The sequence below is a fragment of the Aliihoeflea sp. PC F10.4 genome, from assembly GCF_054612275.1.
Map to the genome: position 1 here is coordinate 1 of NZ_JBTSWH010000005.1, position 26,653 is coordinate 26,653.

Below are 26,653 nucleotides of genomic sequence, written 5' to 3' on the forward strand. Positions count from 1 at the left end.
TTCTGTTCATGCAGCCTTTGTTTTGCCTCGTGCCAGAACGCTCTCCACCAGCAAAAGCCCGACCCCACAGACAATCGCCACGTCGGCAAGATTGAAGGCGGGCCAATGATAGCTGCCGATGTAAAAATCCAGGAAATCCGTCACGGCACCCTGCCGGAGCCGGTCGAGCAGATTGCCGAGCGCCCCCCAACCACGAGCCCGAGGGCGGATGCCGTCAGGCGGCTGTCGCTTCGATGGATCCAGATAAGGAGGCCGGCGACTATAGCGAGCGGGAACGCCATCAGGAGCCAAACCGGCGCCTGGCCGAACAATCCGAAGCTCACGCCGGTGTTAAAGCCGAGCACGAGATTAAAGAAGCCGGTGACCGGAATGACCTGAGGTCGATTCATAACATGGTCCATGACCCACCACTTCGTCGCCTGATCAATGAAAAACCCGCCAAGGGCGAGTGGAAGGCCGAGCCTGAGCATGTCCGAATGTCCTTTAAACTCCGGCTTAGCCGATCCGACCGAGGGCCGGGAACGTCTGGAGCAGCCATATTGCAAAGCTAAGAGATGGCCGGTGATCATGGCGATGCCCATCACCACCATCACCCCACCAGCGACGATTTTGAGCACCCGGCCGGTGCGGCGCATCGACATCATCCGCGCCATGAACCCGCGCATGAATAAAGCCGCCAAGATGAAAGGGAGGCCAAGGCCCAGGGAATAGACGGCGAGCAGCGTCGTTCCGCTTGCAACCGTGGCGTTGGCAGCGGAGAGGGTCAGAATCGCGCCCAGCACTGGTCCGATGCAGGGAGTCCAGCCGAACGCGAAAGCGAGACCGAGGAGATAAGCCGCGCCGGCGCTTCCGCTGCCCGGATTGGCATGGAACCGCGCTTCACGATTGAGCCAGGGCATTGGTACGAGGCCTGTCGTGAACAGACCGAAGAGGACGACGATTACGCCTCCGATCAGGTTCGCTTCGAAAAGATACATGCGCAGGAGCCGGCTCAACACGGTTGCGCTGGCCCCAAGGAGGACGAACACGGTCGTAAAGCCGAGCACGAAGCAGAGGCTGAGGCCGAGAGTTCGGCTTGCCGCCTTGAATTCGGCATCGGCCGCAGTGCCATCCGGGCTAATCGTGCGGCCTGCGACGTAGGAGATATAGCCCGGCACCAGCGGAAGGACGCAGGGCGACAGGAAGGATACGACACCTGCGGCGAAAGCCGTCGCTATTCCGATACTGGAGAACTCCATCAGCCAATCTCGCCCGCCAGGCGGCGGAGCTTCTGCAATCGAATCTCACGCGGCTCGTGCATGTCGAGCGTGCCGACGAATTGGCTCTCGGCATCCATCAGGTAAACGCCGGCGGTATGATCCATTGTGTATTCGCCCCCTTCCAGAGGCACTTTTCGCGCATAGGCCGCAAAGGCCTTCACCACAGCGTCCGTTTCCTGTCGGTTTCCCCGCAGTGCGAGGATGCGGTTATCAAAGGCTGTCATGTACTGAGCCAGCAATTCTTGTGTGTCCCGTTCGGGATCGACGGTGAAGAACAGGACGTTGAACTGGTCGGCCACCGGCCCGAGCTCGTTCATGAGATCGCTCAGTTCATAGAGCGTCGTCGGGCACACATCGGGACAATGGGTGAAGCCGAAGAAGGCGAGATAAGGCTTTCCGGCCAGCGCAGCATTGTCGATCGTTTCGCCTCGATGGGATGTGAGCTGGAACGGGCCGCCGATGGCTGCCGTGCCTGTCGAGGACGCGACCGCCACGGTTTGCTGTTGCCAAGGCTTGGATACGGACAGGCCGATGAAAAGCCCGCCGACAGCGGCGACGGCAACCCATGCAACAAGGCGGAAAAGTTTGACGCCGCTCATTGGACAGCCTCTCCGTGCCCGTCATGTTCGTTCGCAAATTCCGGACGAGCACCCATGTTCTGCACAACGAACTCAACGTCGATCGCACCGGCCTGCTCGAACACAAGAGTCGCGGCAAACCGCTTCCCATCCTTCAAAGGGCGCGATGGCTTCAAGAACATGATGTGCATACCGCCAGGTTGAAGCTCGACGGTCTCGCCAGCTCCAATTTCGATGCCATTTTGCACAGGCCTCATGCTGGCAACCCCATCGCTCACGGTCAACTCATGGATTTCCACCCGGTCTGACAGAGGTGATGAGATTGAAACCAGGCGATCGGCCATATCGCCATCGTTTGTCAGCGTCAGATAGCCGCCGGCTACCGGCGTGACCGGCGGAGTCGCGCGTGACCACGGGTGATTGATGGTGATCGAACCAGCTTGGAAGTCGTGACCCACAGCAGGAGAGATCGACACTGCAAGGGCAAGGAAGGCGGCGGATAGGGCTCGCAAACTAGTCATGTTCCTTTTCTCCTTTTCCAGCTTCGCCGGCCTTCTCAAGGATTTCGAAGCCGCTTCTGACAACGACAACAACCACGCCCAGGCCGATGATCAGATCCGGGTAGGGCGAATTGAAAAGGATTACGGCCAGACCCGAAAGCGCGATGGCTGAGTTCACGAGCATGTCGTTTGTCGTGAAAATCCATGAGGCTTGCAGATGCACGCCGCCTTCCCGATGAGAATTCAGGAACCACATGCAGATCATATTCGTAAGCGCGCTCGCGATTGCCACGGCAATCATGACCGGCCCTATCGGATCGGAGCCAGTGAAGAAGCGACGACCGACTTCAAATAGAAGAAGACCAGCGAAAACCATCAGAAGGATACCCGACAGCCGGGCAACTCGAACCTTCGCCGCCAAACCGCGACCTACGACGAAAAGGCTAATAGCGTAGACACCGGCATCGCCAAGATTATCGAGTGCAGAGCCCATCAATCCTGTTGACTGAGCCCACCACCCTAATCCCCCCACAATGGCTGCCTGGGCAGTATTAATCGCAAGTACCCATGCGAGCGCCCATTGTTCGCTCTTCTCGGATGAATTGGCACTGCCCTGGGACTGATTACTCATAAATTATACCTCGGCTTTCTTGGCGAGAAGTGGAAGCCGCGACCTGCATGTGCGCACTGTTCAAGCTCATTTGTCGCGGGTGCCGCGCCAGGTCAGCAGGCGCAGCGCATTGGCCGTAACGAGGACAGTAGCGCCCGTATCGGCGAGGATGGCCATCCAGAGCGTGGTAATGCCGAATAGAGTCGTCACGAGGAAGACAGCCTTCAGACCAAGCGCTATTGCGATGTTCTGCCAGATATTGCCGAGCGTCGCCTGCGACAATCCGATGAGATCAGCGATACCCGTCACCCGGTTTCTGAGCAGCGCGGCATCAGCGGTTTCCAGCGCGACGTCGGTGCCCGCACCCATGGCAACGCCAACGGAGGCAGCAGCGAGCGCCGGAGCGTCGTTGATACCGTCTCCCACCATGGCAATCGGTCCATCAGCCCTGAGGCGGCCGATCTCGGCGAGCTTGGCGTCGGGCAGAAGTTCGGCGCTCGCCTCAAGGCCGAGATGAGCCGCAATGGCGTCGGCCGTGCGCTTGTTGTCGCCGGTCAGCATCAGAGGGCGCACGCCGCGATCTGTCAGCCGCTTCACACCTTCGATAGCGTCGTCGCGCGGTTCGTCGCGCAACGCGATCAATCCCTCGATGGTCTTGCCCTTTATAAGCACGACGACCGTCTTGCCCTGGCTCTCCAGTGTGGTGATCGTCTCGGCAATGTTCTCTTCGAGGGCAGCCTGTTCGGCGGCATGACGGGGAGACCCGACCGAAGCGAAGCCGTCCTTCAACCGCGCTGTGACCGCTTTGCCGGGTGTGGCAACGCCGCCCCCGAAGGTGACGGGCAGTTCGAGCCCCCGCACTTTTGCCGCCTCCACGATTGCAACCCCGAGAGGATGGCTGGTGCTGCGCTCGACGGCCGCTGCAATGGCAAGGACGGCGTTCTCGTCCCCATTGATCGGCACAATGTCCGTCACCTGGGGATGGCCACGCGTCAGCGTTCCTGTCTTGTCGAAGGCAACAGTTACGACCTTACCGAGTATTTCCAGTGCCGCGCCCCCCTTAATCAGCAATCCCTGACGCGCGCCGGCGGCAAGACCCGAGGCAATAGCCGCCGGCGTGGAAATCACGAGCGCGCAGGGGCAAGCAATCAGCAACGTCGCAAGACCCCGATATACCCATGTCATCCAGTCACCGCCGAAGGCGAGCGGCGGCACCACGACGATCAGAGCCGCGACGACCATAGCGCCAGGCGTATACCAGCGGCTGAAACGGTCGATCATACGCGCCGTCGGGGCCTTTGATTCCTGAGCTTCCTCGACCATGTGGATGATGCGGGCAATGGTATTGTCGGCCGCGACATGACTGATCGACACTCGCAACTCGCCATTTGCATTGATGCTGCCGGCATAGACGTTTGCGCCGGCTTCTTTAAGCACGGGCATGGATTCGCCTGTCACGGGCGCCTCATCGACCTCAGATGCACCATCAATCACCGTGCCGTCAGACGGCACACGGTCCCCAGGCCGAACAACGACGACATCACCAATAGCCAACTCTTCGGCAGCGACCTGCTCAATGACACCATCACGCTCGCGGAACGCGACCCGGGGCACGAGATCGATCAGCGCTTCAATGCCTGCCCGCGCACGGCCTGCCGCCACGGTTTCAAGCAGCTCGCCCACTGCGAACAGGAAGATCACGACAGCAGCTTCTTCGGCCTCGCCGATGGCGACCGCGCCGAGTGCCGCGACCGTCATCAACGTCTCGATGGTGAAGGGTGAGCCGGACATCGCACCGGCGACCGCCCGCCGCGCGAACGGGATAACGCTGATCAGGGCCGCACCTGAATAGAGCCATTGCTCCCAATCCGGCAGGATACGCGCAATGGCGAAGGCAAGCATGAACAGTGCGCCGGTCAGCAGTACAAGCCGACCCTTGCTGCCTTTCCACCACGCCTCTGTGATGCGCTTCCGAGGCGGACCCCCCTTCGTCTCAGCCTGCTCGATCACTGGCGTGTACCCGAGCGCTCGGATCTTTTGCTCAATAGTGCCGAGGGCCGTCCGGTCTTCATCGAGTTGCAATGCTAGCGTCTCGTTGGCGTAGCTGACATTGATGTCGCTAACGCCCGGCAGGCGTTGCATCGCCGTCTCGATTTTCAATGCGCACGAGGCGCAGTCCATGCCTTCTATACGCAGTCTGTAAGGGCTCGCTGCCGCCATGGTGTCACCTCGATGGTTTAATGTGACACCGCAGATAGACCCTGTAGCAACTATAGGGTCAAGAGTGGACTTCGTTTATTTGATTTCGCGCTGCGATCCACGTGCAAATTCGCGGTACAACTTCATTAAGGAGCCTTGACCCTGTAGTGGGTACAGGGTGCAGAAATAGTTGAATGCAAAGGTAAATGGAGCGAAGCGAAACGATGGCGAAAGGGAGTGCTATGACCACCGGGGCGGGCACGACTGCAAATACCTGGGCGTTCGTCTTCTCGGCATGGCTCATTGCGCTTGCCGCCTCGCTCAGCGCTCTCTTCATTGGTGAGGTCATGGGACAGACGCCGTGCAATCTGTGCTGGCATCAGCGCGCTTTCATGTTTCCGCTGGCGGTCATTCTGGCTGTCGCTAGCTTTCGAGGTGATGCCAGCGTTTCCCGGTACGGACTTCCACTGGCTGCCCTAGGTGCCGCCATCGCTGCATTCCACTCCCTCCTTTATGCGAGGATCCTTCCAGCAGCCATCGAGCCTTGTACACAAGACGGCCCGTCATGTTCTGGCGTCGAGATGACGGTCCTTGGCATTTTGCCGCTCCCTTACCTATCGCTCGCCGCCTTTGGGAGCATCGCTCTTCTTCTCGTTCTCGCGCACCGGAGACGTTCAACATGACCAGACGGTCCATCGTACTTCTCACTGGCCTTGTCGCACTGATTGTCTTTGCAGGCGGTGCCTTTATCTACGACCGGTACGGCGGCCTCTCGGCACAGCCCGTTGCACCGGCGCAAGGTGATGCGTTGGTCAGGGCGCATTCACCCGTAATCGGCCCAGCGGATGCGCCGGTGACGATCGTGGAATTCTTTGATCCGTCCTGCGAGGCGTGCCGAGCTTTCTATCCAGCCGTTAAGCAGATCATGGCGAATTTCCCTGCCGAGACGCGCCTGGTCATCCGATACGCGCCCTTCCATGACGGATCTGACGAAGCCGTCAGGATTCTGGAAACAGCCCGTCTTCAGGACAGATACGAACCGATACTGGAAGCCCTGCTGGCGCGACAGCCGGAATGGGCCGTGCATGGTGCACCCGATCTCGAGAAAGCCTGGGAAATCGTGGCGGCGGCTGGGTTGGATGTTGAGCAGGCACGGCGTGAGATGTCCTCGGCCGAGATTGACGCCGTTCTTGAGCAGGATATGGCCGATGTTCAGAGCAATAATGTGCGCCAGACACCGACCTTTTTCGTGAATGGCAGGCCGCTGGAATCCTTCGGACCGCAGCAACTCCACGACCTGGTGCGTGAAGAGGTGGAGAGCGCCAGAGCGGCGCACTAGGCGAGCCATCGAGATCGACAAACGTCCAAATAGAACCTACATGACCCTGTATACGCTATAGGGTCATAAAATGAACTCTTCAATTCTGACGATCGGTCATCTTGCAAGGCAAACCGGTACCAAGGTCGAAACGATCCGCTTTTACGAGAAGAACGGTCTACTGCCCGAGCCCTCGCGTACCGAAGGCAATTATCGGGCGTACGAGCCAGACCATCTGAACCGGCTGAGCTTTATCCGCCGGGCACGTGACCTGGGCTTCTCGCTCGACCAGATCAGAGCGCTTCTCACGCTATCCGACAATCGCGGACAATCCTGCGCAGCAGTTGATGCCATCGCTAGCGAACATCGTGCAGAGGTCGAAAAGAAGATCACTGATCTCATGGCGCTCAAGGCCGAACTCGACAGAATGATCGACCAGTGCGAGTGCGGCATCGTCGACGATTGCCGGATCATTGAAACCCTGTCGCCGAAATGATCGGAGGTCCATGCAGCTTTGCCGACGATCCATGTCTTGATCGACTGCAATTGGTAGGTCGTTCGACATCTTCCGCTTGGAAGGGTTGGCTGCTGAAAGCGGCCTTTCCGCTTTCCACCCCATGGAGGTCATCGGATCCAAGTCATGCCAAGGCCTCATGGGCTTCCCGCTGACGATATTCGGCAACGATTCTTGAGACGGTTGGCTCGCTCACGTCATAGAGCCGCGCCATCTCGGCGCCGGACTTGCGCCCCGCAACAACGGATTCGGCGATCTCACGCCGTTTCTTATCGTCAAGTTTGCGCCGCCGACCACCGAGCCGCCCTTCCAACCGCGCCTGCGCTAGCCCTGCGCTAGTCCGCTCGCGGATCATGGCGCGCTCGAACTCGGCGAATGAGCCGACCATCTGCATCATCATGCGGCCTGCCGGTGTCGTCGTGTCGATCGCTTCGGTCAGCGACCGGAAGCCGGCCCCCGCCGCTTCGATCTTTTCCATCAAGTGCAGCAGGTCTTTCAGGCTTCGCGAAAGCCGGTCGAGCTTCCAGACAACAACGACATCGCCATCCCGTAGCTGGCCGATCATCTCCTGGAGCCTCGGCCGGTCCCATCGCCCGCCGCTGGCGGATTCTTCGAAGACGCGTTTACAACCCGCTGCCGTCAGCGCGCGCAACTGTGCTGCGTTCGACTGGTCGTCCCCCTTCGACACGCGAGCATAGCCGATCAAATAAGGTGCGGTGCTCAATTCGATCCTTTCACAAACGGCCGTCTACGGAAGCAGGATGACCATGACCGCAAATCAAGGCTCAATGCCTTTCACAATCCTCTTGCAAAACTGTATCAAAAGGCAAGTGATTTTTGAAAGGGATAACCGATGCCAGCACGCATTTACATGACCGGCCCTCAGCGCGACGCTTTGTTGGCGCTGCCCGAAGACGAGACGACGGTCGTCCGCCATCACAGTCTGGACGTAAACGACCTAGCTGCCATCAACAGCGCCCGCACGCCTGAGACCCGGCTTGGCTATGCTTTGCAGCTTTGCTGTCTGCGTTATCCGGGGAGGCATCTCCGACGCGGCGAATTGCTGCCCGCTGTCATGCTCGACCATATCGCTGAGCAGATCGGGATCGATGCAGAAGTGATCGGCGGTTTCGCACGACGGACGCCCACACGCTACGATCAGCTTCTCGCGATCAAGGCGCGTTTCGGGTTCACCGACCTCACCAAGCCGATGCGCGCAACGCTTCGAGCGTGGCTGGAAGCCGAAGCTGTCGGCCTGACCAACGGACGCGTCTTGTTGGGCAACTTCCTCGACGAACTGCGCTTCCGTAAGATAGTCATTTCCGGAATCACCGTGGTCGAGCGCATGGCCGCCGAAGCGATGCACGCGGCCGAAAACCGGATCATCGCCGACATCGACAATCGTCTCGATCCGGCCACCCATAGCCGACTTGACGCGCTTATCGCCGAGAAAACGCACGATAGGCAAAGCCGATTTTCCTGGCTACGGGAACCCACCCCGCGCGTCGCCTCTGCCTCGCTCGTCGGTATTCTTGACAAGATCGCACTGGTTCGCGGCATCAGGACGCCCGCCATCGATAGACGATACGAACCCCGAATGGAGCAATTTGCGCGCGAAGGGGTCCGCTACACCGCGCAGGCATTCCAGCAGATGGGGTCGGCGCGGCGGCATGTTATTCTTGTGGCGACGCTGCGCGAGTTTGAGGCCACGCTGACTGACACAGCTATCGGTATGTTCGACTCGCTCATCGGGCGAGCGCATCTGCGTGCCCGCAAACGCCTTGAACAGACGGTTGCCGCTTCTGCCGACCAGGGCCGCGACCGATTAATCCGTGTCGCCGACGTGCTTGAGGCGGTCAGCAAAGCCGCACGCGCCGGCGGCGATATTGCAGCAGCGGTCGCAGCGGTCGCCTCGCTCGATACGATCGATGCCGACGCTGCTCTTCTCCGGCGAACCACGAGGCCGGGACGAGATAATGCCATCAGTGAAATCGGGCCAGAATATCGGACGTTCAAGCGGGCGGGGCCGCGCTTCCTGAAAGCGTTCACGTTCGAGGGTCGCAAGGGTACCGCGCCGCTCTGTGCAGCGATGGCGATCCTGGCCGAACTCGATGGCGACTGGCGCACGGCGCTCCCTGATGGCTTGCCGCTCGGGCATATCGAGCGGCGATGGCAGCGCTATGTCGTCACGGACGACAAGATCGACCGAACCCATTGGGAGCTGGCGACCTATTCCGCGTTGGCTGGAGCACTGGCGGCGGGCGACATCTGGGTGCCAACCTCCCGACTGCACCGCTCTCTGGAAACGCTGCTTTCACCGAGTACGGATCCGGTCCCGGCACAGGTCTCCGATATTCCTGATCCTCATGTGTGGCTCGATGCCCGCGCGGCCGAACTGGATACTGCGCTGCTCAAGGTATCAGGGGGGCTGACCAGCGGCGATCCCGCGCTGTTTTCCGGTGACCGACTGCGGTTTCCGAAAGAGCCGAAAACCGATCTTGCCGAACGCGACGATGGCAGACAGTTCGTCCGGACCTGCTACAATCTCGTGCCGACGACGCGCATCACCGATGTTTTGTCTCAGGTCGAACGTTGGACCGGTTTCACCAGCCATTTCGGTCATGTCTCGACCGGGTTGCCGCCCAGCGATGAACGATCCTTTCTCGCAGCTATGATTGCGGAAGCGACGAACCTCGGCCTGTCACGGATGGCTGAGGTCTGCGGCGTGGCATCGCGGCGCACGCTCCTGCGCATGCAGACGTGGCACATGCGTGAAGAGACGTTTCGCGCCGCGCTCGGCTGTCTGACCGACGCCATACAGGCCGAACCAATGGCGGCCTGGTTCGGTGAGGGCTGGCGCGCCTCTGCCGATGGGCAGGCTTATTATCTTGGTGGCGCCGGGGAGGCTGGCGGTCAGGTCAACGCGCATTACGGCCGCGACCCGATCGTCAAAATCTACACCACCATCACCGACCGCTACGCACCGCTCCATCAAACCGTGATCGCGGGCACTGCCGGCGAAGCGATCCATGCCCTCGACGGCATTCTCGGCCACGAAAGCAACGCCAACCTTTCCGCGCTGCACGTCGATGGCGGCGGCGTCTCCGATATCGTGTTTGCGGTCATGGACCTGCTCGGGCTTGATTTTGAGCCACGTATTCCGCGCCTCTCCGATCGCCGCCTCTATTCCTTCGAGCCGCCCAAGCGTTACGGACGCCTCGCGCCGCTGTTCGGGAACAGGCTCAACCGCGATCTGATCGTCAATCACTGGCACGACATTCATCGCGTCATTAGGGCGATGCGCGACCGAACCATCACCCCATCGCTGATCCTGAAAAAGCTCTCAGCCTACCGGCAACAAAACAGCCTTGCCGCTGCCCTTCGCGAGGTCGGCCGTATCGAGCGCACACTCTTCACATTGCGATGGTTCAAGGATCCGGCGCTTCGCCAGCTTGTCACGGGTGAACTCAATAAGGGCGAAGCGCGAAACAGTCTGGCGCGCGCGGTTGCGTTCCACCGGCTCGGCCGCTTCCGGGATCGCGGTATCGAAAATCAGCAAATGCGAGCGGCAGCACTCAATCTCGTCACCGCCGCAATCATCCTGTTCAACTGCCGCTATCTCGACCGCGCCGTGAGTGAACTTGGAAGTCGCGGAGTGAAAATTGATCCCGCTCTACTCTCGCAGCTTTCACCTTTGGGCTGGGACCGGATCAACCTCACCGGCGATTATGTCTGGTCAGACGGCATTGAACTCGATGCCGACGGACTCATGCCCCTTCGAATCCCCGATAGCTACCGTGAATCTATGTCCCGATAATGCACAGAGGCCATCATGGGATCGACATCATTGTCGTTCGCTGCCTGCAAGGCAACGATCGTGTCGAGGAACAGTCGCAGCGCCTTGGATGTTTCGATGCGGGCGTTCATGTGACGCTGCTTTTTTCGGTTGTTGGCCTGGGAGAATAGCCGGCCCATCAGCTTGATGAACATCATTACCGCATCATCGGTGAGCTTCTGGCCGAGCTTGATCACCTGGGCCACGATTGTCGCACGGCGACGGCTGGCGTTGAAGTCGCTGGCGAGCCAAGCCGGTGTGGCATCACCTTCGCGGATCATCTGCTCCCATCGTCCGGAGGGGATACGGGCCTGCAAACGAGGATCGATCCCAAGCGAGCGCAGGAACGCGATCCGTTCCGTCAAGCCGACCAAATTGCCCGCTCCAGGGGCGTCGGGAGCGGAGCGCAGCCAATGAAAGCGCGTCTGTCCGATCGCCGGATCAACGTTCAGCAGTGCATCGAGGTTTTCAAGCTTTTCCGGATCGAGATCGGAGATCAGCGCGTGCTCTGCGCGGCGGCGAGCAACAGCGCGCGCTGCCAACCCCATGCGTTCGATCATGTTCACCGCCGGCAGGAGAACCCGGCGCTCCCGGAACGTGGCGATGATTGCCTTTGCAATCACCGCCCCCTTATCTGTTGTTGAGGCTGCCTCGATGGCTGCCATCAGCGCCGCACGACGGGCATCGGCTGTCGGGTTTCTCATTTCCAGATAGCCGAGCAGGTGTGCGATATGATCGCGGCGAGTTTCCTCACGCCGGGCGTAGAGATCAAATAGTCTGGGATCAGCGTCGATCTGCTCGGCGACATAATTGAGCATCGCGCCCGGAGGGGTCTCGTTCGGCATGAGCGACCGGCCAGGATAGCGCATCAGGCAGAGCTGCACGGCAAAGCCGAGCTGGTTGTGCTTGCGCCTGCGAAGCTCGATTTCCAGCCGATCTGCCGGCGACAGCGAATAATGGCGGATCAGGCTGTCTTCGTCGGCTGGTATGTCGAAAAGCTCCTGACGATCCTGCACTTTAGAAGCGTCCGTTTGGCCATCTTTTACTCCCGCAACTCTGTACCGCTGGCCCAAGCCTCTGTTCGGAAACGGACGATTCCGTACAGGGGCAAAAAAGCCTGTCCACAAACTATCTTGACAGGGTTTCGAACAGGAAAGATATTCCGGACAGCCTATTCGGACAAAATTGACCCCTATGCCACGCACCTTCGCCTATGTCCGCGTCTCCACGATCGGGCAGACCACCGAAAACCAGCTTCAGGAAATCGAAGCAGCCGGCTTTCACGTCGAACCGCGCCGCATCGTCACCGAGACAGTTTCCGGCAGCACCGCCATTGCGCAGCGCCGTGGTTTTTCCCGGCTCATGGATAAGCTGGAGTCCGGAGACATTCTCATCGTGACCAAGCTCGACCGGCTCGGTCGTGATGCGATCGACGTCAGCACCACCGTCAGGACGCTGGCCGAAATGGGCGTGAAGGTCTATTGCCTCGCACTGGGCGGCGCCGATCTCGCCAGCTCGGCCGGCACGATGACCATGAACGTGCTCAATGCCGTCGCACAGTTCGAGCGGGATTTGCTGATCGAGCGGACACAATCCGGTCTCAAGCGCGCCAAATCGGAAGGAAAGGCCCTCGGTCGCCCTTCGAGGCTCAGTGAAAAGCAGAAGCAAGATGTGCGCGGTGATCTCGCCAAGGGGATGAGCGTTTCAGCGATCGCCAGGAAATTTGCCACCAGCCGACAGACCATTATGCGGGTTCGCGACGAGGGTTCACGATCCGTTCGAGCTTAGCGTACGATTTTGCACTGCTCTTGTTCCGACCCCAATCACCGACGTTCAGCGCATGCTCGGTCACGAGGAGATATCGGCACTACCCGGATCTACGCCGAAACCAACGCCGCGCTGCTGCAGCGCGCCTTCGACCGGGTCACCATGCCCATTGGCAGAGCGATCGTCCGCGAGATCGACGATGTCCGTGGCGAGGATGCAGCGGTGTTCGCCGCCGAGATGTTGGCCCATCGCGAGCACCGGCTCAGCAGAAGTGCTGATGCTTGAAGACATGATGCTCGCTCGCGTGCAGCCGCGCGTTCACCGCGCGCCGGTCAAAACGCTCCTTCCAGAACGGCTCACGGGCCCGGTTCCGCTCCAAGGCGTCCTCAAGCTGCCAGCGGATCTCGTCGTCGTTCAGGAGATGCGGCTGATTTTGCACCACGATCCGGTCCAGAAGATCGACCATCGTATCGATGTCTTCGAAGGCATCGAACCCCAACGCTTCGGCCTTGCGTTCGTCGTAACCCGCCGGACCGCCGCAGTCTTCGGGCGGGCAGGCGCCGTGGCCGCCAATGCAGACCGGGTAACGCTTGCCAGGCCGCGGCCCGATCCGCGCTTCGACCCGGACTTCGTGCTCCCAGTAGTCGGTCATGTCGTACTCGTAGACGAACTTGTCACCGTCGCGGAAATTGAAACCACCCAGCGCCCGATCAGGCGTTTCCGCTCCCAAGTCCCAGGAACCGTAATGTACGGCGTGGATCCGAAATTGGAAAAGGTGCAGGCTTCGCCAGCCCATCGCCACCTGAAAGACGCCGTACAGATCGTGAAGCGACATGGTCGTCGGTACCAGCACGCGCCACCAGACCATCGGGCTGAGGTTGAGCTGCAAGATCGAACGACTGGTCCCGCTCGAAGAATTGATTGTCTCGTCCGGCATGCTCATCGTGCCACCGCCGTAACCCCTGCTTTTCCTGCTCCCACTGCTTACGGTGCCCTCGCGTTCATTCGGCGCTCTGAGCGGCATTCGCACGCGCCTGACGGGCTTTCAAGATTCCCTGGGTGCTCTTGGAGAGGCTCCACACCAAGATGCCCACCGTCACCACCATGACGACAGCGCTGATGGGACGTTCGAAGAAGGTCATCATGTCTCCGCGTGCCAGCACCATGCTGCGCCGGAAATTCTCCTCCATCATCGGCCCGAGCACGAAGCCAAGGATCAGCGGAGCGGCGGGATAGCGGAAGACCTGCATGGCATAGCCCAGCACGCCGAAAGCAGCGACCATCCAGATATCGAACGAGGTGTTGTGCACGCTGAAGGCACCAATGCAGATCAACACCAGGATGATTGGAAACAGCAATTGGAACGGAACCTGCAGCAGCCGCACCCAAAGGCCGATGAACGGGATGTTGAGGACCACCAGTATGACGTTGCCGATCCAGAAGCTCATCACCAGGCCCCAGAACAGATCGGGCTCATTGGTAATCAGCTGCGGGCCCGGCGCGATGCCGTTGATCATCAACACGCCGAGCATCAGGGCCATGGTGGCGCTTCCGGGAATGCCGAGGGTCAGGGTAGGAATAAAGGCCGTCTGGTCAGCGGCATTGTTGGATGCCTCGGGCGCGGTTACGCCTTCCACGATGCCCGTGCCGAATTTGGATGGGTTCTTGGAGACCTTGGTTTCGAGCGAATAGGCCATGTAGGAGGCGATCAGCGCGCCGGTCCCGGGCAGGGCGCCGAAGAAGGATCCCACCAGCGAGCCGCGAAGCGTGGGGCCGATCGAGCGCTTCACATCGTCCCGTGTCGGGATCATCGAGCGGAACGTTACGCGCTGTCTGGTACGGACATGGTCTACCGGCTCATTGGCGATCCTGATGATTTCGCCGATGCCGAAGACGCCCATGGTGACGGCGATGATGCTCACTCCTGTATAGAGTTCGTAGAGCCCGAAATTGAGGCGCCCAACGCCCGAGAATACGTCGAACCCGATCGAGCCGATCAGCAGTCCCAGGATCACCATGGCGATGGATTTGACCGGCGAGCCGGTCGACATCGTCGATGCGGCCACCAGCCCGAGCAACATTAGTGAGAAATATTCTTGGGCCGAAAAGTCGAGGGCATAGCGCTGGATGATGGGCGAGAACAACATCATGATGATGATGCCGATGCTGCCGCCGATGAAGGATGCGATGGTGGTGAGGAAAAGCGCAACGCCACCGCGCCCCTGCTTGGACATTGGATAGCCATCGAGCGCCGCGACCGCTCCCGATGGCGTCCCCGGCACGTTGAGCAGGATGGCGGCCGTCGAGCCGCCATAGGCGGTGCCGTAGAACAGGCCAGCCAGCATGATCAGCGCCGGAGTGGCGTCGAGATGGAAGGTGATGGGAAAGAGCATCGAAATGGCAGCCAGGGCGCCGATGCCAGGGAGCACACCCACCACCATGCCGAGAAAGACGCCAAGGAAGCAGTAGAACAGGTTTTCCGGAACGAGAGCGGTGCTCAGTCCCAGTCCGATGTTGCCGATGAGGTCCATCACAGGGGCCACCTGAAGGCGCGAAGCGGAATTCCGAGGCCGAAGCTGAAGATGAGCATCGTCGCGATCGCGGTCGATATCGCAACGATCGCCGCATGGACAGGTTTGGCCTTGCCGATGGCAAGATTGGACATCAGGACCAGGACCAGCGTGGCGGGAACGAGACCCATATAGTTGATGAGCAGGCTGAAGGCGACGATCCCCCCCGTTATCAGGAACAGGGCGCGGAAATCGATCCTGATCGGCGGTGCCTCTCGAATGAACCCACCGATGAGAATGAGGGCCCCGCAGATCGTCAGCAAGGTTCCCAGTGTGGCCGGGTACAGGCCTGGACCCATGCGGACCAACGTGCCGACCTCATAGCGAATGACGCAATAGATCGCCGTAGCTGCTCCCAGAAAAACGAGAAAGAGTCCAGATATGGAATTACTGTTTAGCAGCCGTGTCATGTTTTTTCTTGTCCCGCCATGCCATCCGCCAGAATTGGGTCTTGCCAGTATTCAGTCGATCGTCTGGCTGAACACTCTCATCCAGTTGTCCCGAAGAATAAGCTCGGTTTCCTCCGCGTTGAAGCCAATCGCCCGAAGGCCGTCCTCGAGCTTGGAAAGGTCGTGCAGTTCCGTGCACCACGACGGGGTCGGATCGAGGCAAGCCGGGCCGGGCGCGGCAGCGCCCCTGTCGACGCGTCGCGTCCAGCGCCCCATCCTGGCCCAGTCGAGATCTGCGCTCGTGGCGGCGTAGCGGCGGCCCGTGCCGATCCCAACATGAGCGATGCCGGCGATGTCGACTGTGCGCGCCACCATGGTGCACCAAGCTTCGAGGCTGCCATTGTAGGTCGCGCCGACGAGGCGCGGATAGGTTGCGCAACCTATCACGCCGCCGTTTTCGGCCAGCGCGCGCAGTAGCCTGTCGCTCTTGTTGCGGCGATGGGCAAAGAGCGAGGCGGCGTTGGCGTGAGTCACCGATACCGGACGCTTGGAGAGCGCAATGGTCTCGAGCGCAGTTGTTTCTCCGACATGGGAGAGATCGATCAGCACGCGGCAGGCATTGAGCTCGGGCACCACTTCGCGGCCGAAGCGGGTCAATCCGCCATCCCTGGTCTCGTAGCAGGAGCTGCCGGTGTCGTTCTGGTTGTTGTAGGTGAGCTGCATCACCCTGATTCCGAGTTCGGCAAAGAGTTCGACGAAGCGGATGCGGCCGGCAAGGCATGCCGTGTTCTGGTAGCCCAGCAGGACAGCCACCTTGCCGGCGGCTTCGGCTGCCTCGATATCGGCGCAGCTGCGGGCGATGACGGCGAGGTCAGTGCTCTCCCTGACGATGTCGCGCCAGCGAGCGAGGGAATCGAGGGATTCGGTTGGGTCTTCCCAGTATCCGCAATTGACGGTGACCGCCGAGACGCCACCCTCTAGTAGTCCTCTGAACGCGGCCCGGCCGTAGGTTCCGGGCTGAAAGCCATCGATAAGCATCCCTCCGGCCCCGACGCTCATATCGAGCGCAAGCGGCTGGGTGTGGGGCCCAGCGCGGCGGTGATCGCGTGGATCACATCGACTAGTTCTTGGGTTTGCTGCGCGTCGAGATCGACCAGTGGTCGGCGGACGCTGCCGCCGGCAAAGCCTCGCACATTCATCGCCGCCTTGGTGGTCTGGGGCTGGCCGAAGCGCCGCGCCAGAACGCGATAGGGATACCAGGCGCCGTGCAGTTCGCGGGCAAGATGGGCATCGCCGAATTCGAGCGCGCGATAGCTCTGCTGGATCAACTCAGGAAAAGCGCCGCTATTGGTGGAACTGACCCCGTCGAAACCCGCCAGCATCGGTCCCAGGAAGGAGAGATCGGAGGCGCAGAACAGCCGGATGCGTCCGCCGAGGCGGTTAGCGAGATCATCGACCGCCGACGGCATCAGGTCACCCTGCTTGACGCCGATGATGCCTTCGATCTCGGCGAGTCGCTCGATGAGCTCTGGGCGTAGGTTTACGCTGATGCGGGGCGCATTATAGACGACGATGCCGCTTGGCACCGTCGCCGCCAACTGCTCGAAATAGGCGATGATTTGGCCTTCATTGACCTCGGAGACGAGCGGGGGCAGCACCATAGGCAGCCCGCCCAGCTCGCGGGCGAGTTCGGTTAATTCAACGACAACGCGCATATCGGCCGATGCGACGCAAAACATGACGGGAACGCGCTCCTCGACGACCTCGGCGGTGCGTCGGAAGAGCACGGCCCGCTCCTCGGGAGCCATCGTGCCGAATTCGCCATAGGTGCCTCCGATAAGCACCCCGTCGTATCCCAAGGAGATGACGCGCTCGATATTTTCGGCAAGGGCCTCATCGTCCATCTCGCCGTCCGGCTTGAAGGGTGTCAGCGTGATGTTGAACAGCCCTTTGAGCCGGGCCCGGTTCTCCTCCGCTCCAAGCATGCGTCGTCCCCGGCCTGTCATGCCCACCAGTTCACCCTCGGCTGTTTTTGCCAATCATAGGCCGCCAGCTTCGGGCAATAGCCTGGCAGCGGCAATCAGATGCCGAGCAAAGGTGTCAGTCATTTCCTGCAATGCTTCGGTCGGGGCGTGGGGAAGCAGGCAGGCGAGACCCCCGCCGCAGCCGGGCGTGCCATTCGGCCTGGCTGGTCAGCTGGCCATCTTGAAGGGAGGGGTATTGCGCACTACCTCGCGGAACGCTTTGATCACCGCATTGTCGGCTGATGCGCGGCGCACACAGATTTCTTGGGTAACGGGAGACACCCCGCTTAGCGGGACTGCCTTCATTTTGCCTTCGGCGATCTCGCGCCACATCGCGCTGCTGCAGAAGATCGAAACCCCGGACCGGTCCTCGGTGAAGTGCTTGAGGGCATCGAGCGAATTGGTCAAAAGGTGCGGGCGCAGTGCGTCGTCTCCCTCTTCCAGGAAGCGACGCACCATCTCGCCCTTAACCGAGGAATATTCGAAGGCGCCGATGGGATAGTCGACAAGCTGGTTGCGCGACACCGATGAGAGCTTGGAAAGTGGGTGTTCCTTGGGGATGACGGCGGCCAGCACGTCGTCATAGATCTTGATGATGTCGACGCTGGGGGCGGCCTCGAGATTGAAGCCCACGCCGATATCCACCTCGCCATCAGCGACGGAGGGAACGATCAGCCGGCTCGGCATGTGCCGGACCTCCACCCGGACATCGCTGTATTTGACGGAGAACTGGTGGAGTACGACGGAGAGCGGCCCGGAGATCGATGCGCTGGTGCAGGCGACCTTGAGCGAAGCGCCTTTCATCTGCTGGAGGCTTTCGAGTTCCTTGCGCAGCGATAGTTCCTTGGCGACGACATTCTGGATGAAAGACTTGACGATATCGCCGGCCTTGGTCAAGCGCACGCCGCGGGCATGGCGCTCGAACAGCGTGGCGGAAAAGCGCCGCTCCAGCGCGGCCACGTTGCGGCTGATGATGGAGACATCCAACCCTAGGCTCCAGGACGCTTTGGACATGGAGCCGCATTCAACGACTTCGAGAAATATCCTATAGTCCTCGGGCACATAGTCGCTACTGGACACAACGAACATATTGCGGGCCATAGCATCCCTCATTGCGCTTTCGCGGCTTGCCACCGTGCGCGGAGGCAGTTTCTTCCCAAGCGTAACGGGTGGCAAGAGGGCCGTAGGAGCAGACTGGTCATATTTTTGCCCAGTCAATCCGGTGCGCCGGGGGCGGGCGAGGGAGCCCCCCCGCCCAGCATGGGACGGATTATCCCCAGGCTTCGCCCAGCAGCCGCATCCAGTTGTCGCCGAGGATCTTCTTGATCAGCGCGTCGCTGTAGCCATGGGCGATGAAATGCTCGACGACCGAGCCGAGATCGGCCTTGGTTTGGAAGCCCTTGACCCGACGCGAGCCGAAGGTCGTGTTGCGCATGACCTCGGGATAATAGATTGGGGTCACCCAGTTGAGCTTGGTCTTGCCGTCGAACATGTCGGTGGCAATGCCGACATGGTCCTCCCCGATTAGGTCGATGGCATAGTCGAAATGGCGCAGATAGTCGTCCATGGTCGCCGGGCCATCGGTGCGGATATAGGGCGCATAAGGGGTGATGCCGACGATGCCGCCGCCATCGGCCACGGCCTTCATCTGGTCGTCGGTGACGGCGCGGGGGTTGTCGGCGAGGGCGCGGCAGGCGGCATGGGAGATGACGATCGGCTTGCTCGAATAGCGCGCCGCGTCCAGCGTCGTCTGGATGCCTACATGCGAGCAATCCACCACCAGCCCGAGCCGATTACAGTCGCGCACGACCTGGATGCCGAAATGGGTGAGGCCTCGGTTCTCGGGCTCTAGGCAGCCGTCGCCGATGAAGTTACGTTCCATGTAGGTGAGCTGAAGGATGCGCAGCCCGAGCTTGTGAAGAAGCCGGACCGCCTTGCGGTCACGGCCGATGGCATCCCCGCTCTGGATGCCGAAGACGATGCCGAGCTGGTCAGAAGCCTTGGCGGCCTCGAGATCCGAGACGGTTTCGATTAGGCGCACCTTCGGACTGATCTCAATATAGAGCAGGTTCTCGTAGATGGCGCCGAGCAGTTCGTCGAAGGTGGGGGTGTAGGTGGGTTCGGACACGAGGCAGGCATTGATCGCGCTCCAGCCATAGCCGAGCAGCTTTTCCTCATAGGTCGTGCCATCTTCGACATGGGGGGTGGGGTGCACCACGCCGCCGCCCAGGCCGTCAAAGACGATGGTCTCCGCCAAGATAGATTCTGCCCGGTCCGATAATGCGCCGTCGATCGCGTTCAATGCCGTTCCCTTTCGCGTGCTCGTCGAATGGCTTTTGAGTAAACCAGCCATGTCGGCGCCCAGCAACGTGATGAAGAGCAAGGCGTGCGTGCTGATGTTGCAAAGGCCCAAGGGTCGCGTCCGGCCTTTATTTGAGGACAAGGCTCCATTGCTGCGAACGTCGTTGCTAAGCTCAAATCCCGCTGCGATGGTTCGCGCAGAGCGATGAACGCAAATGTGTTTTCTGAGCGTCATGCGATCACCTGGGACTGCTCGTCAGCAACACCAAAGGAGAAAGAAGTGGCAGAGCGTTTCATCCTATTTCGTGCCGGACAGCTGATGATGGCGATCACCGCACTCGCCATCGGGACTTCGATGGCGAGTGCGCAGTCGGATTATCCGTCCGAGCCGATTGAACTCGTCGTTCCATTCGCCCCGGGCGGGGCGGGCGACGGTTCAGGCCGGGTCATGGCGCAGTTCCTCGGCGAGGAACTTGGCCAGCAGGTAAATGTCATTAACATGGCCGGCGGCAACACCATCCCGGCGGTACTGCACGTCATGAATGCGGCGCCCGATGGCCATACACTCCTGTGGGACGGGCCGGCGACGAGCTCGATCCAGATGAGTGTAGGCGAGCTGCCCTATGACCCGACCGCCCGCTATTTCGGCCCGCGCGTCAATGACAGCCCCTATTACCTCGCCGTGCCGTCGAATTCTCCCTACCAGACGCTCGATGATCTCGTTCAGGCGATGAAGGCCAATCCCACCGAGATCGACATAGCTTGGCTCGGCGGCGTCAGCATGACCGACACGGTGCTTTTGAGCTTCCTCAGTGTTGCTGGCGTCAATCTGAGCGATGTCACCCTCGTCCCCTTTACCGGCTCAGGCCCGGCGGCGACCGCGCTCGCCGGTGGGCACCTCGATCTAGCAATTGGCGCCATTCCAGCAGTCGTTCCGCTCTATCAGGCCGGGTCCGTCCGCGTGCTGGCGCTTGCCGGCGACCAGCGGTTCGACGTTCTGCCGGATGCGCCGTCTTCCAAGGAGGCGGGCTATTTCATTCCTCTGACGGGATGGAATGCCATTGGCGGTCCTCCGGGCATGCCCGATGATATCGCCGCGCGCATCGACGAGGCCGTCAAAAAGGTCACTGACGATCCGGAGTTCGCCGCAGCCATCGAGATGTTCTCTTATCTGCCGCTCTATATGACGCCAGAGCAGAATCGCGAGGAAATACTCAAAGAGGGCGAGGAACTTTCCGAGATCCGTGCTGCCGCCAACCTTTAATCAATCCCGGATGGGGCGCGGTGAACCGCGCCACGTCCCATCCGCCCGTTTGCAGGACATGCGGGATGCCCTCTCGCGCAGGAACAAACCGAAGTGCAGAATGAAACCGTAGATGTTGCCGTCATCGGCGGCGGACTGGTCGGAATGGCGACGGCCTATGGTCTTGTCCGAAACGGCGCCGATGTCGCTGTTCTGGACGAGGGCGACGTCGCGCATCGGGCCTCGCGCGGTAATTTTGCCCTGATCTGGGTTCAGGGCAAGGGTGGCGGGCTGCCCCCCTATACAATGTGGACGCGACGTTCGGCCAGCATTTGGGCGGCCTTCGCAGAGGAGCTCCAGGAGGTTTCTGGCGTTGAGGTGCATCTGCTGCAGCCGGGTGGCTTTAACGTTCTTCTGGACGAAGGCGCGCTGCAACGGCGTACCGCCATGCTTCAAAAGATCGACGATGCTTGCCGGGGACTTCCCAGCTTTCCCAATGACAACAGCTTCAGTATTGTTGATGCCGACGAGCTCCGCAGGGTCTTCCCGCAGATCGGCCCCGAAGTAGTCGGCGCGACCTACAATCCCCTGGACGGGCACGTCAACTCGCTGGTCCTATTCCGGGCGCTGCATGCGGCCTTCGCCAAGCTTGGCGGTTGCTACATGCCCAGCAGCCGCGCAAATGAAATAATACCGGGCAGGGGCGGCTTCGACATCGTCACGCCCACTGGCCGGATCAGTACAGGGCGCGTCGTTCTCGCCGCCGGCATCGACAATGGTCGCCTCGGCGAGATGGTGGGGCTCAACGTGCCCGTCCGGCCCCAGCGGGGGCAGGTGCTGATAACCGAGAAGATGCAGCCCTTCATGACCCATCCCATTCAGACGCTGCGGCAGACCAATGAGGGCGGCTTGCAAATCGGTGATTCTGTGGAGGAGGTGGGTGCGGACACCACCGTGCGCCCCGGCGTGCTCTCAGTTCTGGCGCGCCGCGCAACGGGAATATTCCCCCACCTCAAGGAGGTGGGCGTGGTGCGCGCTTGGTCGGCGCTGCGCGTCATGACGCGGGATGGCTATCCCATCTACGACCAGTCGCGCAAATACCCCGGCGCCTATGTCTGCACCTGCCACAGCGGCGTCACCCTTGCCGCGGTTCACGCCACCGTCGTTGCTCCGGACATAGTGCAGGGTCGGCTTGGGGACGACTTTGCTCCCTTCAGTGCACAGAGGTTCGATGTTTCAGCGACTGCCTAACACCCGCGGCGCCGATGTGCGCTTCTTTATCGATGGCGAGCCGGCATCCGGCCTCGACGGCGACACCGTCGCCGCCGCGCTGCTGCTTGCCGGACGCACCGTCTTTCGCCAATCCGCGGTCTCGGGCGTTCAGCGCGGGCCCTACTGCCTGATGGGCGCGTGCCATGACTGCTATGTTGAGATCGACGGGATTGCCAACCGGCAGGCGTGCCTCGTGCAAGTGCGAGATGGCATGAAGGTCTCGATTCAGCGCGGCAAGCGGGAACCGGGCCGGTGATCCGTATCGGCAATCCCGACGATATCGCCGGCCATTACGACGTCATCGTCGTGGGCGCCGGCCCGGCCGGCATGGGCGCGGCCAGCACGTCCTCGGAAGCAGGGCTCTCGGTTCTGGTTTTGGACGAGAACGCCATGCCTGGCGGGCAGATTTATCGATCGGTGACCGACAGCCGGCTTGGGGATCGTAGCATTTTAGGTGATGATTACTGGAAGGGCGATACAATCGCTCGGCGGTTCGAGGCCAGTGCCTGCCATTATGTTCCCGGCGCCGTAGCCTGGCATCTGAGCAGCAATCTGGCCCTAGGCCTCACCCTCGGGGACAGCGCCAGGATCATTTCCGCATCGCAGATCGTCATCGCCACTGGGGCGATCGAGAGACCCTTTCCCATCGAGGGCTGGACGCTGCCCGGTGTGATGACGGTCGGCGCGGCCCAGATCATGCTCAAGACCTCCGCGGCGCTGCCGCATGGTCGAGTGGTGTTGGCGGGCAGCGGGCCGTTGCTCTGGCTCTACGCCTGGCAGGCGATCAGGGCCGGGTCCTCGCCAAGCGTTATCGTCGATACCACGCCGCGCGCCAATCTCATGGCGGCGCTGCCGCATCTGCCTGGTTTCCTTGTGAGCGCCTATCTTACCAAAGGCCTGCAACTGCTGCAGGCAGTGCGTGCCAGGATTCGCGTCATTTCCGCCGTGACGGGTGTAGCGATCACCCAGCAAGTCGATGGTCTGGGCGTTCGGATCGCACGAGGCGACAGCACCGAGACGATTGGCGCCGACCACGTGCTGCTGCATCAGGGAGTGGTTCCGAATATCAACCTAGCGAGCGCCGCAGGCTGCGAGATCGTCTGGAATGAGGAGCAGGCGGCCTGGCAGCCGCGTATCGATGCGCATGGACGGTCCAGCATTCCCGGTATCTGGATTGTAGGGGATGGTGCCGGCATTGGTGGGGCCGAGATTGCCGCGCTGCGCGGTGAGGCGCTGGGGCTGGCGCTTGCCGCCGCTCTCGATCCCTCGGTGCAGATCGATGCAAAGCTCAAGGCCTATGAACGCGGGCGGCCGTTTCTCGACACCTTATACAAACCGTCCAGGGCCTTCCGTCTCGGCTCGCCGGCCGCCATCGCCTGCCGCTGCGAGGAGATCACCTGCGGACAGGTGACTGAGACAGTGCGCATGCTCAAGGTTGCCGGGCCCAACCAGCTCAAGGCGTTCCTCAGAACCGGAATGGGCCCGTGCCAGGGTCGCTATTGCGGATCGACCGTATCCGAGCTCATCGCCGAGGCCCGCGGCGCGCCGATGGCCGAGATTAATCACTACCGCCTACGCACGCCGGTCAAGCCGATCACGCTGGGGCAGATGACGACGATCCCGTTCGAGGACGAGGAATCCAAATCCGTGCATCGCATCTGAGGGTGCATCGTCCTTGAACCCGGCGGCGGCGGCGGCCGCGAATGACCTATGCGCTTGGCGCAAGCCAGCGTTCCCCGCCAGGCGATTGCCCAGGGGAGGCGATCCGATGATACTCGCGCGCAGATGACGATCGGGCCTAAAATGGCCGAATCCTCTGGATTTGGACGTTGGCGACAGGTGGTCACACTATGTCAATCCGGAGCTTTCCATGCCGCATATCCGTATTTCGATGACCGCAGGCCGAACCGACGACCAGAAGTCCGAACTTGCCGAGATCATCACTGACGCCATGGTCAGGGTCGTCGGCGCGACGCCAAGGGGCACGATCGTCATCTTCGAGGATGTGCCCAAGCAGAACTGGTCGACGGCCGGCGAATTGTCGTCTCGGCGCAAACCGGCGTAATCAGAAATGGAGGGGCGTGCAGATGGACGCAATCAGCGTTGTCGTGACGATGGACTGCGAGCCGACGCTCGAGACTACGCATCCCACGGCCACCGGACCCAGGGATTTTGCGCAGAGCGAGCGGGCGATCACCGGCTACTTCGAGATTGCGCAATCCTATGGCTTTCCGGTCACCTATTTCGTCCATCCCGAGACGATCATAGCCCAGGCGGACTTGTTTAAGGATCTGAAGGCCAAGGGATGCTGCATCGGCTTGCACATGCATCCGTGGAAATACTCGCAATGGCGTTACGACAGCAAACGCTTTCTTGGCCATTATGGCGATCTTACCTATGACGACCAGATCGCCATCCTCGCGGAATCTATAGCGCTTTTCCAAAGCGCCATGGGGGAGCGGCCGACGATGTTCCGGCCCGGAACGTTTTCGGCCAACGACATGACCTATGCAGCGCTGGTGGCGCTCGGCTTCAGGGGCGGCTCGGTTTCAGCGCCAGGGCGCGTCTTCACCGAGATGCGGTCCATCTGGACCGACGCGGAGCTAGACCCGCATCGTCCCCATCCTGCGTTCAGGCAAGCCAAGGGCACGCTCGAATTCGGGAACATGCCGCTTTCCGCAGATGTCACGGCACTACTGAATGAAAGCGCCGGGCGCCAGCGCCATGCCGATTTCCGGCCCGATGTAGATTGGCCGGGCGAGTTCGGCATAAGCTACAGGACAATTGCCGAGAACACGCTCAGGCAGGTGACCGAGCGCGCGCCTGCCGTGCCCGTCCTCAACACCATCTCGCACAATCACTACGAATACAGCGATGCATCCGCTCCGCCGTGTCAGCGTTACAAGGTTATGCTCGACGAACTATCGGGCGCTTGCGAGCGGGCGGGGGTGAAGGCTGTTGGCGCCACTTTGGACAATATCGTGGAACGCGTTTTAGAACAGCCGAGCGCGACAGAGTCTTTCCAGTTTCGGTAGGTGATGGGAAATGCCGGCAGTTGATTCGATCCAGGCAGACGGGTTGACGCGCCGAAGCGCATCGATGCGACCTCCCGTCACGGGAGAGCAAGTTATACCAACGTGCGCGATAGCTGACTCTGTAGGGGTTCCCAAGGCGGGCGAAGTCTGAATCGATGGCGGCAAACGGAGGTTTGCCATGGCTTCAGCGGTCCCGCTTCGTGCCGATTTTGATGGACCCGCTCTTCGAGGGCTAGCCAAGACGACGAAGCATGCGGCGCAGGCGCGCAGGCTTTTGGCACTGGTCGAAATCTACGATGGCGGCTCACGCTCGGACGCGGCGAGGATCGGCGGCGTCACTTTGCAGATCCTGCGGGACTGGGTTGTCCGGTTCAACGCGCGTGGGGCGGACGGCCTGATCACCGGCAAGGCGCCCGGCAACCGGCACAAACTGAACGACGCGCAGCGTCAGGCACTGGCGAAGATCGTCGAGAACGGTCCGATCCCGTCGATCCACGGCGTCGTCCGCTGGCGGCGCAAGGATTTGGTCCTCTGGATCTTCGAGGAGTTCCGCATCTCGCTGGACGAGACGACGCTCGGCCGTGAGCTCAAGGCGCTCGGCTTTGCCAAACTCTCGGCACGCCCGCGCCACTACGCGCAGAACGAGTTCGAGGTGGACGTTTTTAAATACGTTTCCCAGCCGAGTTGGCAGCTATCCGGGCCAAGCTCGGTAGCGTCCGCGTTCGTGGTGGAAATTCAGCGCCCGATTACGGTGTAGATGAAGGTGGCCATCGAGGTGGTCGGATACGGTGGAGTTTCGCGACTTCAACCAGACCGACACGGAGACCTCGATGACCGAGACGAGCATGCCGCTTATCGAGCTTCTTCGGAAGCACGACGAGGGGAGATTTTCTGCGCGCCGTGCGGCGCTCCTCAACAGGAGCGAATCTTGCAGATCAATACTTCTAAGTATTTGATTTAAAAAAAACTTTGTCAGGCTCTTGCAGCAATACGACGCATTACAGGTGACATAATCTGATCTGAATCCTGAAATCCCATACTTCGGCTTGATTTCCGGCAATATGCCCTGACACCCTCGCATCAAGATCTCGAAGAACATCAATGAGATGACCGTTCAACCCGAATCCGCGGGCCATGGCTGCAAGGTCACCGAAGCCGAAAATAGCTCCATGGCCATCCAGTCCATCCGCTCTAAGTTCCTGATACTCCGAGAGCCCGAAGAGAGACCACTGCTCCATC

26 protein-coding genes and 3 pseudogenes are annotated in these 26,653 nt (G+C 60.8%); 12 read left to right on the forward strand and 17 right to left on the reverse strand.

What is annotated here, in order from left to right:
• Positions 1-6 precede the first annotated feature (6 nt).
• The 6 genes and pseudogenes from lspA to ACX82Z_RS23575 form a co-directional block, all read right to left on the reverse strand.
• Positions 7-470, reverse strand: a pseudogene (gene lspA, locus ACX82Z_RS23550) (signal peptidase II).
• 25 nt (positions 471-495) lie between these two features.
• A pseudogene (locus ACX82Z_RS23555) lies at positions 496-1,238 on the reverse strand (cytochrome c biogenesis CcdA family protein).
• Positions 1,238-1,858, reverse strand: a complete 621-nt coding sequence (locus tag ACX82Z_RS23560; protein ID WP_012092648.1) for an SCO family protein — start codon at positions 1,856-1,858, stop codon at positions 1,238-1,240. The pseudogene ACX82Z_RS23555 and the gene ACX82Z_RS23560 overlap by 1 nt, the downstream one beginning before the upstream one ends.
• Positions 1,855-2,358, reverse strand: a complete 504-nt coding sequence (locus ACX82Z_RS23565; RefSeq protein WP_459912312.1) for a copper chaperone PCu(A)C — start codon at positions 2,356-2,358, stop codon at positions 1,855-1,857. Before ACX82Z_RS23565 ends, ACX82Z_RS23560 begins: the two co-directional genes overlap by 4 nt.
• Positions 2,351-2,968 carry a cation transporter gene (locus tag ACX82Z_RS23570; protein ID WP_459590138.1) on the reverse strand — a complete coding sequence of 206 codons (618 nt, stop codon included), beginning with the start codon at positions 2,966-2,968 and terminating at the stop codon, positions 2,351-2,353. The genes ACX82Z_RS23565 and ACX82Z_RS23570 overlap by 8 nt, the downstream gene beginning before the upstream one ends.
• Positions 2,969-3,034: 66 nt before the next feature.
• Entirely contained in the window at positions 3,035-5,167 is a 2,133-nt protein-coding gene (locus ACX82Z_RS23575) for a heavy metal translocating P-type ATPase (RefSeq protein WP_459590139.1), read from the reverse strand.
• A 221-nt stretch (positions 5,168-5,388) separates the two neighbouring features.
• On the opposite strand from ACX82Z_RS23575, the gene ACX82Z_RS23580 reads away from it, so the two are divergent.
• From ACX82Z_RS23580 to ACX82Z_RS23590, 3 genes are all read left to right on the forward strand, one after another.
• On the forward strand, positions 5,389-5,829 hold the full coding sequence (locus ACX82Z_RS23580) for a disulfide bond formation protein B (RefSeq protein WP_024706423.1): 441 nt from the start codon (positions 5,389-5,391) through the stop codon (positions 5,827-5,829).
• The gene (locus tag ACX82Z_RS23585; protein WP_028793180.1) at positions 5,826-6,485 is read left to right on the forward strand and encodes a DsbA family protein; all 660 of its coding nucleotides are present in this window, start codon (positions 5,826-5,828) and stop codon (positions 6,483-6,485) included. Before ACX82Z_RS23580 ends, ACX82Z_RS23585 begins: the two co-directional genes overlap by 4 nt.
• Before the next feature lie 70 nt (positions 6,486-6,555).
• Positions 6,556-6,960 carry a MerR family transcriptional regulator gene (locus ACX82Z_RS23590; protein ID WP_009452623.1) on the forward strand — a complete coding sequence of 135 codons (405 nt, stop codon included), beginning with the start codon at positions 6,556-6,558 and terminating at the stop codon, positions 6,958-6,960.
• 142 nt (positions 6,961-7,102) lie between these two features.
• On the opposite strand, the gene ACX82Z_RS23595 is transcribed toward ACX82Z_RS23590, so the two are convergent.
• Positions 7,103-7,702 (reverse strand): recombinase family protein, encoded by a 600-nt coding sequence (locus ACX82Z_RS23595; protein ID WP_009452622.1) that lies wholly within the window; start codon positions 7,700-7,702, stop codon positions 7,103-7,105.
• Positions 7,703-7,831: 129 nt separating this feature from the next.
• Between ACX82Z_RS23595 and ACX82Z_RS23600 the strand changes: the two genes are divergently transcribed.
• Positions 7,832-10,795 (forward strand): Tn3 family transposase, encoded by a 2,964-nt coding sequence (locus ACX82Z_RS23600; RefSeq protein WP_459590142.1) that lies wholly within the window; start codon positions 7,832-7,834, stop codon positions 10,793-10,795.
• Positions 10,796-10,815: 20 nt separating this feature from the next.
• Here ACX82Z_RS23600 and ACX82Z_RS23605 read toward each other — a convergent pair.
• Positions 10,816-11,852: pseudogene (locus ACX82Z_RS23605) on the reverse strand (DUF4158 domain-containing protein); the annotation flags it as partial.
• Positions 11,853-12,007: 155 nt separating this feature from the next.
• Between ACX82Z_RS23605 and ACX82Z_RS23610 the strand changes: the two are divergent.
• A complete protein-coding gene (locus tag ACX82Z_RS23610) occupies positions 12,008-12,601 on the forward strand; it encodes a recombinase family protein (protein ID WP_459912314.1) in 594 nt (197 codons plus the stop codon).
• 60 nt (positions 12,602-12,661) lie between these two features.
• Here the strand turns inward: ACX82Z_RS23610 and ACX82Z_RS23615 are convergent, their stop codons facing one another.
• From ACX82Z_RS23615 to ACX82Z_RS23650, 8 genes are all read right to left on the reverse strand, one after another.
• Positions 12,662-12,871, reverse strand: a complete 210-nt coding sequence (locus tag ACX82Z_RS23615) for a hypothetical protein (RefSeq protein ID WP_459912315.1) — start codon at positions 12,869-12,871, stop codon at positions 12,662-12,664.
• Entirely contained in the window at positions 12,843-13,523 is a 681-nt protein-coding gene (locus ACX82Z_RS23620; protein WP_459912317.1) for a plasmid pRiA4b ORF-3 family protein, read from the reverse strand. Before ACX82Z_RS23620 ends, ACX82Z_RS23615 begins: the two co-directional genes overlap by 29 nt.
• 58 nt (positions 13,524-13,581) lie before the next feature.
• The gene (locus ACX82Z_RS23625; RefSeq protein WP_459912319.1) at positions 13,582-15,111 is read right to left on the reverse strand and encodes a tripartite tricarboxylate transporter permease; all 1,530 of its coding nucleotides are present in this window, start codon (positions 15,109-15,111) and stop codon (positions 13,582-13,584) included.
• On the reverse strand, positions 15,111-15,560 hold the full coding sequence (locus ACX82Z_RS23630; protein ID WP_459912321.1) for a tripartite tricarboxylate transporter TctB family protein: 450 nt from the start codon (positions 15,558-15,560) through the stop codon (positions 15,111-15,113). Before ACX82Z_RS23630 ends, ACX82Z_RS23625 begins: the two co-directional genes overlap by 1 nt.
• A 51-nt stretch (positions 15,561-15,611) precedes the next feature.
• Positions 15,612-16,577, reverse strand: a complete 966-nt coding sequence (locus tag ACX82Z_RS23635) for a membrane dipeptidase (RefSeq protein ID WP_459912323.1) — start codon at positions 16,575-16,577, stop codon at positions 15,612-15,614.
• 17 nt (positions 16,578-16,594) lie between these two features.
• On the reverse strand, positions 16,595-17,578 hold the full coding sequence (locus ACX82Z_RS23640) for a dihydrodipicolinate synthase family protein (protein WP_459912325.1): 984 nt from the start codon (positions 17,576-17,578) through the stop codon (positions 16,595-16,597).
• Between the two features lie 153 nt (positions 17,579-17,731).
• The gene (locus tag ACX82Z_RS23645; RefSeq protein WP_459912385.1) at positions 17,732-18,676 is read right to left on the reverse strand and encodes a LysR family transcriptional regulator; all 945 of its coding nucleotides are present in this window, start codon (positions 18,674-18,676) and stop codon (positions 17,732-17,734) included.
• 157 nt (positions 18,677-18,833) lie between these two features.
• Complete coding sequence (locus ACX82Z_RS23650) at positions 18,834-20,099, reverse strand: dipeptidase (protein ID WP_459912327.1); 1,266 nt, start codon at positions 20,097-20,099, stop codon at positions 18,834-18,836.
• A 45-nt stretch (positions 20,100-20,144) separates the two neighbouring features.
• Here ACX82Z_RS23650 and ACX82Z_RS23655 point away from each other — a divergent pair, with 45 nt between their 5' ends.
• The 7 genes from ACX82Z_RS23655 to ACX82Z_RS23685 all read left to right on the forward strand — a co-directional run bounded on the left by ACX82Z_RS23655 (position 20,145) and on the right by ACX82Z_RS23685 (position 26,171).
• Positions 20,145-21,128, forward strand: coding sequence for a Bug family tripartite tricarboxylate transporter substrate binding protein (locus ACX82Z_RS23655; RefSeq protein WP_459912328.1), 984 nt, complete (start codon positions 20,145-20,147; stop codon positions 21,126-21,128).
• A 93-nt stretch (positions 21,129-21,221) separates the two neighbouring features.
• The gene (locus tag ACX82Z_RS23660) at positions 21,222-22,358 is read left to right on the forward strand and encodes an NAD(P)/FAD-dependent oxidoreductase (protein WP_459912329.1); all 1,137 of its coding nucleotides are present in this window, start codon (positions 21,222-21,224) and stop codon (positions 22,356-22,358) included.
• On the forward strand, positions 22,339-22,635 hold the full coding sequence (locus tag ACX82Z_RS23665) for a (2Fe-2S)-binding protein (RefSeq protein ID WP_459912331.1): 297 nt from the start codon (positions 22,339-22,341) through the stop codon (positions 22,633-22,635). The genes ACX82Z_RS23660 and ACX82Z_RS23665 overlap by 20 nt, the downstream gene beginning before the upstream one ends.
• A complete protein-coding gene (locus tag ACX82Z_RS23670; protein ID WP_459912332.1) occupies positions 22,632-24,041 on the forward strand; it encodes an FAD/NAD(P)-dependent oxidoreductase in 1,410 nt (469 codons plus the stop codon). The genes ACX82Z_RS23665 and ACX82Z_RS23670 overlap by 4 nt, the downstream gene beginning before the upstream one ends.
• Before the next feature lie 208 nt (positions 24,042-24,249).
• Positions 24,250-24,444 carry a tautomerase family protein gene (locus ACX82Z_RS23675; RefSeq protein WP_459912333.1) on the forward strand — a complete coding sequence of 65 codons (195 nt, stop codon included), beginning with the start codon at positions 24,250-24,252 and terminating at the stop codon, positions 24,442-24,444.
• 22 nt (positions 24,445-24,466) lie between these two features.
• Positions 24,467-25,414, forward strand: a complete 948-nt coding sequence (locus ACX82Z_RS23680; RefSeq protein WP_459912334.1) for a polysaccharide deacetylase family protein — start codon at positions 24,467-24,469, stop codon at positions 25,412-25,414.
• 178 nt (positions 25,415-25,592) lie between these two features.
• The gene (locus ACX82Z_RS23685; protein ID WP_459912336.1) at positions 25,593-26,171 is read left to right on the forward strand and encodes a helix-turn-helix domain-containing protein; all 579 of its coding nucleotides are present in this window, start codon (positions 25,593-25,595) and stop codon (positions 26,169-26,171) included.
• A gap of 241 nt (positions 26,172-26,412) precedes the next feature.
• Here the strand turns inward: ACX82Z_RS23685 and ACX82Z_RS23690 are convergent, their stop codons facing one another.
• Positions 26,413-26,652, reverse strand: coding sequence for a hypothetical protein (locus ACX82Z_RS23690; protein WP_459912337.1), 240 nt, complete (start codon positions 26,650-26,652; stop codon positions 26,413-26,415).
• Between the last annotated feature and the right edge of the window lies 1 nt (position 26,653).

Excerpts from the sequence above, each read along its gene's own strand:
- ACX82Z_RS23560 (WP_012092648.1), bottom strand. The coding sequence starts at position 1,858 with ATGAGCGGCGTCAAACTTTTCCGCCTTGTTGCATGGGTTGCCGTCGCC.
- ACX82Z_RS23565 (WP_459912312.1), bottom strand. The coding sequence starts at position 2,358 with ATGACTAGTTTGCGAGCCCTATCCGCCGCCTTCCTTGCCCTTGCAGTG.
- ACX82Z_RS23570 (WP_459590138.1), bottom strand. The coding sequence starts at position 2,968 with ATGAGTAATCAGTCCCAGGGCAGTGCCAATTCATCCGAGAAGAGCGAA.
- ACX82Z_RS23575 (WP_459590139.1), bottom strand. The coding sequence starts at position 5,167 with ATGGCGGCAGCGAGCCCTTACAGACTGCGTATAGAAGGCATGGACTGC.
- ACX82Z_RS23580 (WP_024706423.1), top strand. The coding sequence starts at position 5,389 with ATGACCACCGGGGCGGGCACGACTGCAAATACCTGGGCGTTCGTCTTC.
- ACX82Z_RS23585 (WP_028793180.1), top strand. The coding sequence starts at position 5,826 with ATGACCAGACGGTCCATCGTACTTCTCACTGGCCTTGTCGCACTGATT.
- ACX82Z_RS23590 (WP_009452623.1), top strand. The coding sequence starts at position 6,556 with ATGAACTCTTCAATTCTGACGATCGGTCATCTTGCAAGGCAAACCGGT.
- ACX82Z_RS23600 (WP_459590142.1), top strand. The coding sequence starts at position 7,832 with ATGCCAGCACGCATTTACATGACCGGCCCTCAGCGCGACGCTTTGTTG.
- ACX82Z_RS23610 (WP_459912314.1), top strand. The coding sequence starts at position 12,008 with ATGCCACGCACCTTCGCCTATGTCCGCGTCTCCACGATCGGGCAGACC.
- ACX82Z_RS23615 (WP_459912315.1), bottom strand. The coding sequence starts at position 12,871 with ATGTCTTCAAGCATCAGCACTTCTGCTGAGCCGGTGCTCGCGATGGGC.
- ACX82Z_RS23620 (WP_459912317.1), bottom strand. The coding sequence starts at position 13,523 with ATGAGCATGCCGGACGAGACAATCAATTCTTCGAGCGGGACCAGTCGT.
- ACX82Z_RS23625 (WP_459912319.1), bottom strand. The coding sequence starts at position 15,111 with ATGGACCTCATCGGCAACATCGGACTGGGACTGAGCACCGCTCTCGTT.
- ACX82Z_RS23630 (WP_459912321.1), bottom strand. The coding sequence starts at position 15,560 with ATGACACGGCTGCTAAACAGTAATTCCATATCTGGACTCTTTCTCGTT.
- ACX82Z_RS23635 (WP_459912323.1), bottom strand. The coding sequence starts at position 16,577 with ATGCTTATCGATGGCTTTCAGCCCGGAACCTACGGCCGGGCCGCGTTC.
- ACX82Z_RS23645 (WP_459912385.1), bottom strand. The coding sequence starts at position 18,676 with ATGAGGGATGCTATGGCCCGCAATATGTTCGTTGTGTCCAGTAGCGAC.
- ACX82Z_RS23650 (WP_459912327.1), bottom strand. The coding sequence starts at position 20,099 with ATGACGCTCAGAAAACACATTTGCGTTCATCGCTCTGCGCGAACCATC.
- ACX82Z_RS23665 (WP_459912331.1), top strand. The coding sequence starts at position 22,339 with ATGTTTCAGCGACTGCCTAACACCCGCGGCGCCGATGTGCGCTTCTTT.
- ACX82Z_RS23675 (WP_459912333.1), top strand. The coding sequence starts at position 24,250 with ATGCCGCATATCCGTATTTCGATGACCGCAGGCCGAACCGACGACCAG.
- ACX82Z_RS23680 (WP_459912334.1), top strand. The coding sequence starts at position 24,467 with ATGGACGCAATCAGCGTTGTCGTGACGATGGACTGCGAGCCGACGCTC.
- ACX82Z_RS23685 (WP_459912336.1), top strand. The coding sequence starts at position 25,593 with ATGGCTTCAGCGGTCCCGCTTCGTGCCGATTTTGATGGACCCGCTCTT.
- ACX82Z_RS23690 (WP_459912337.1), bottom strand. The coding sequence starts at position 26,652 with ATGGAGCAGTGGTCTCTCTTCGGGCTCTCGGAGTATCAGGAACTTAGA.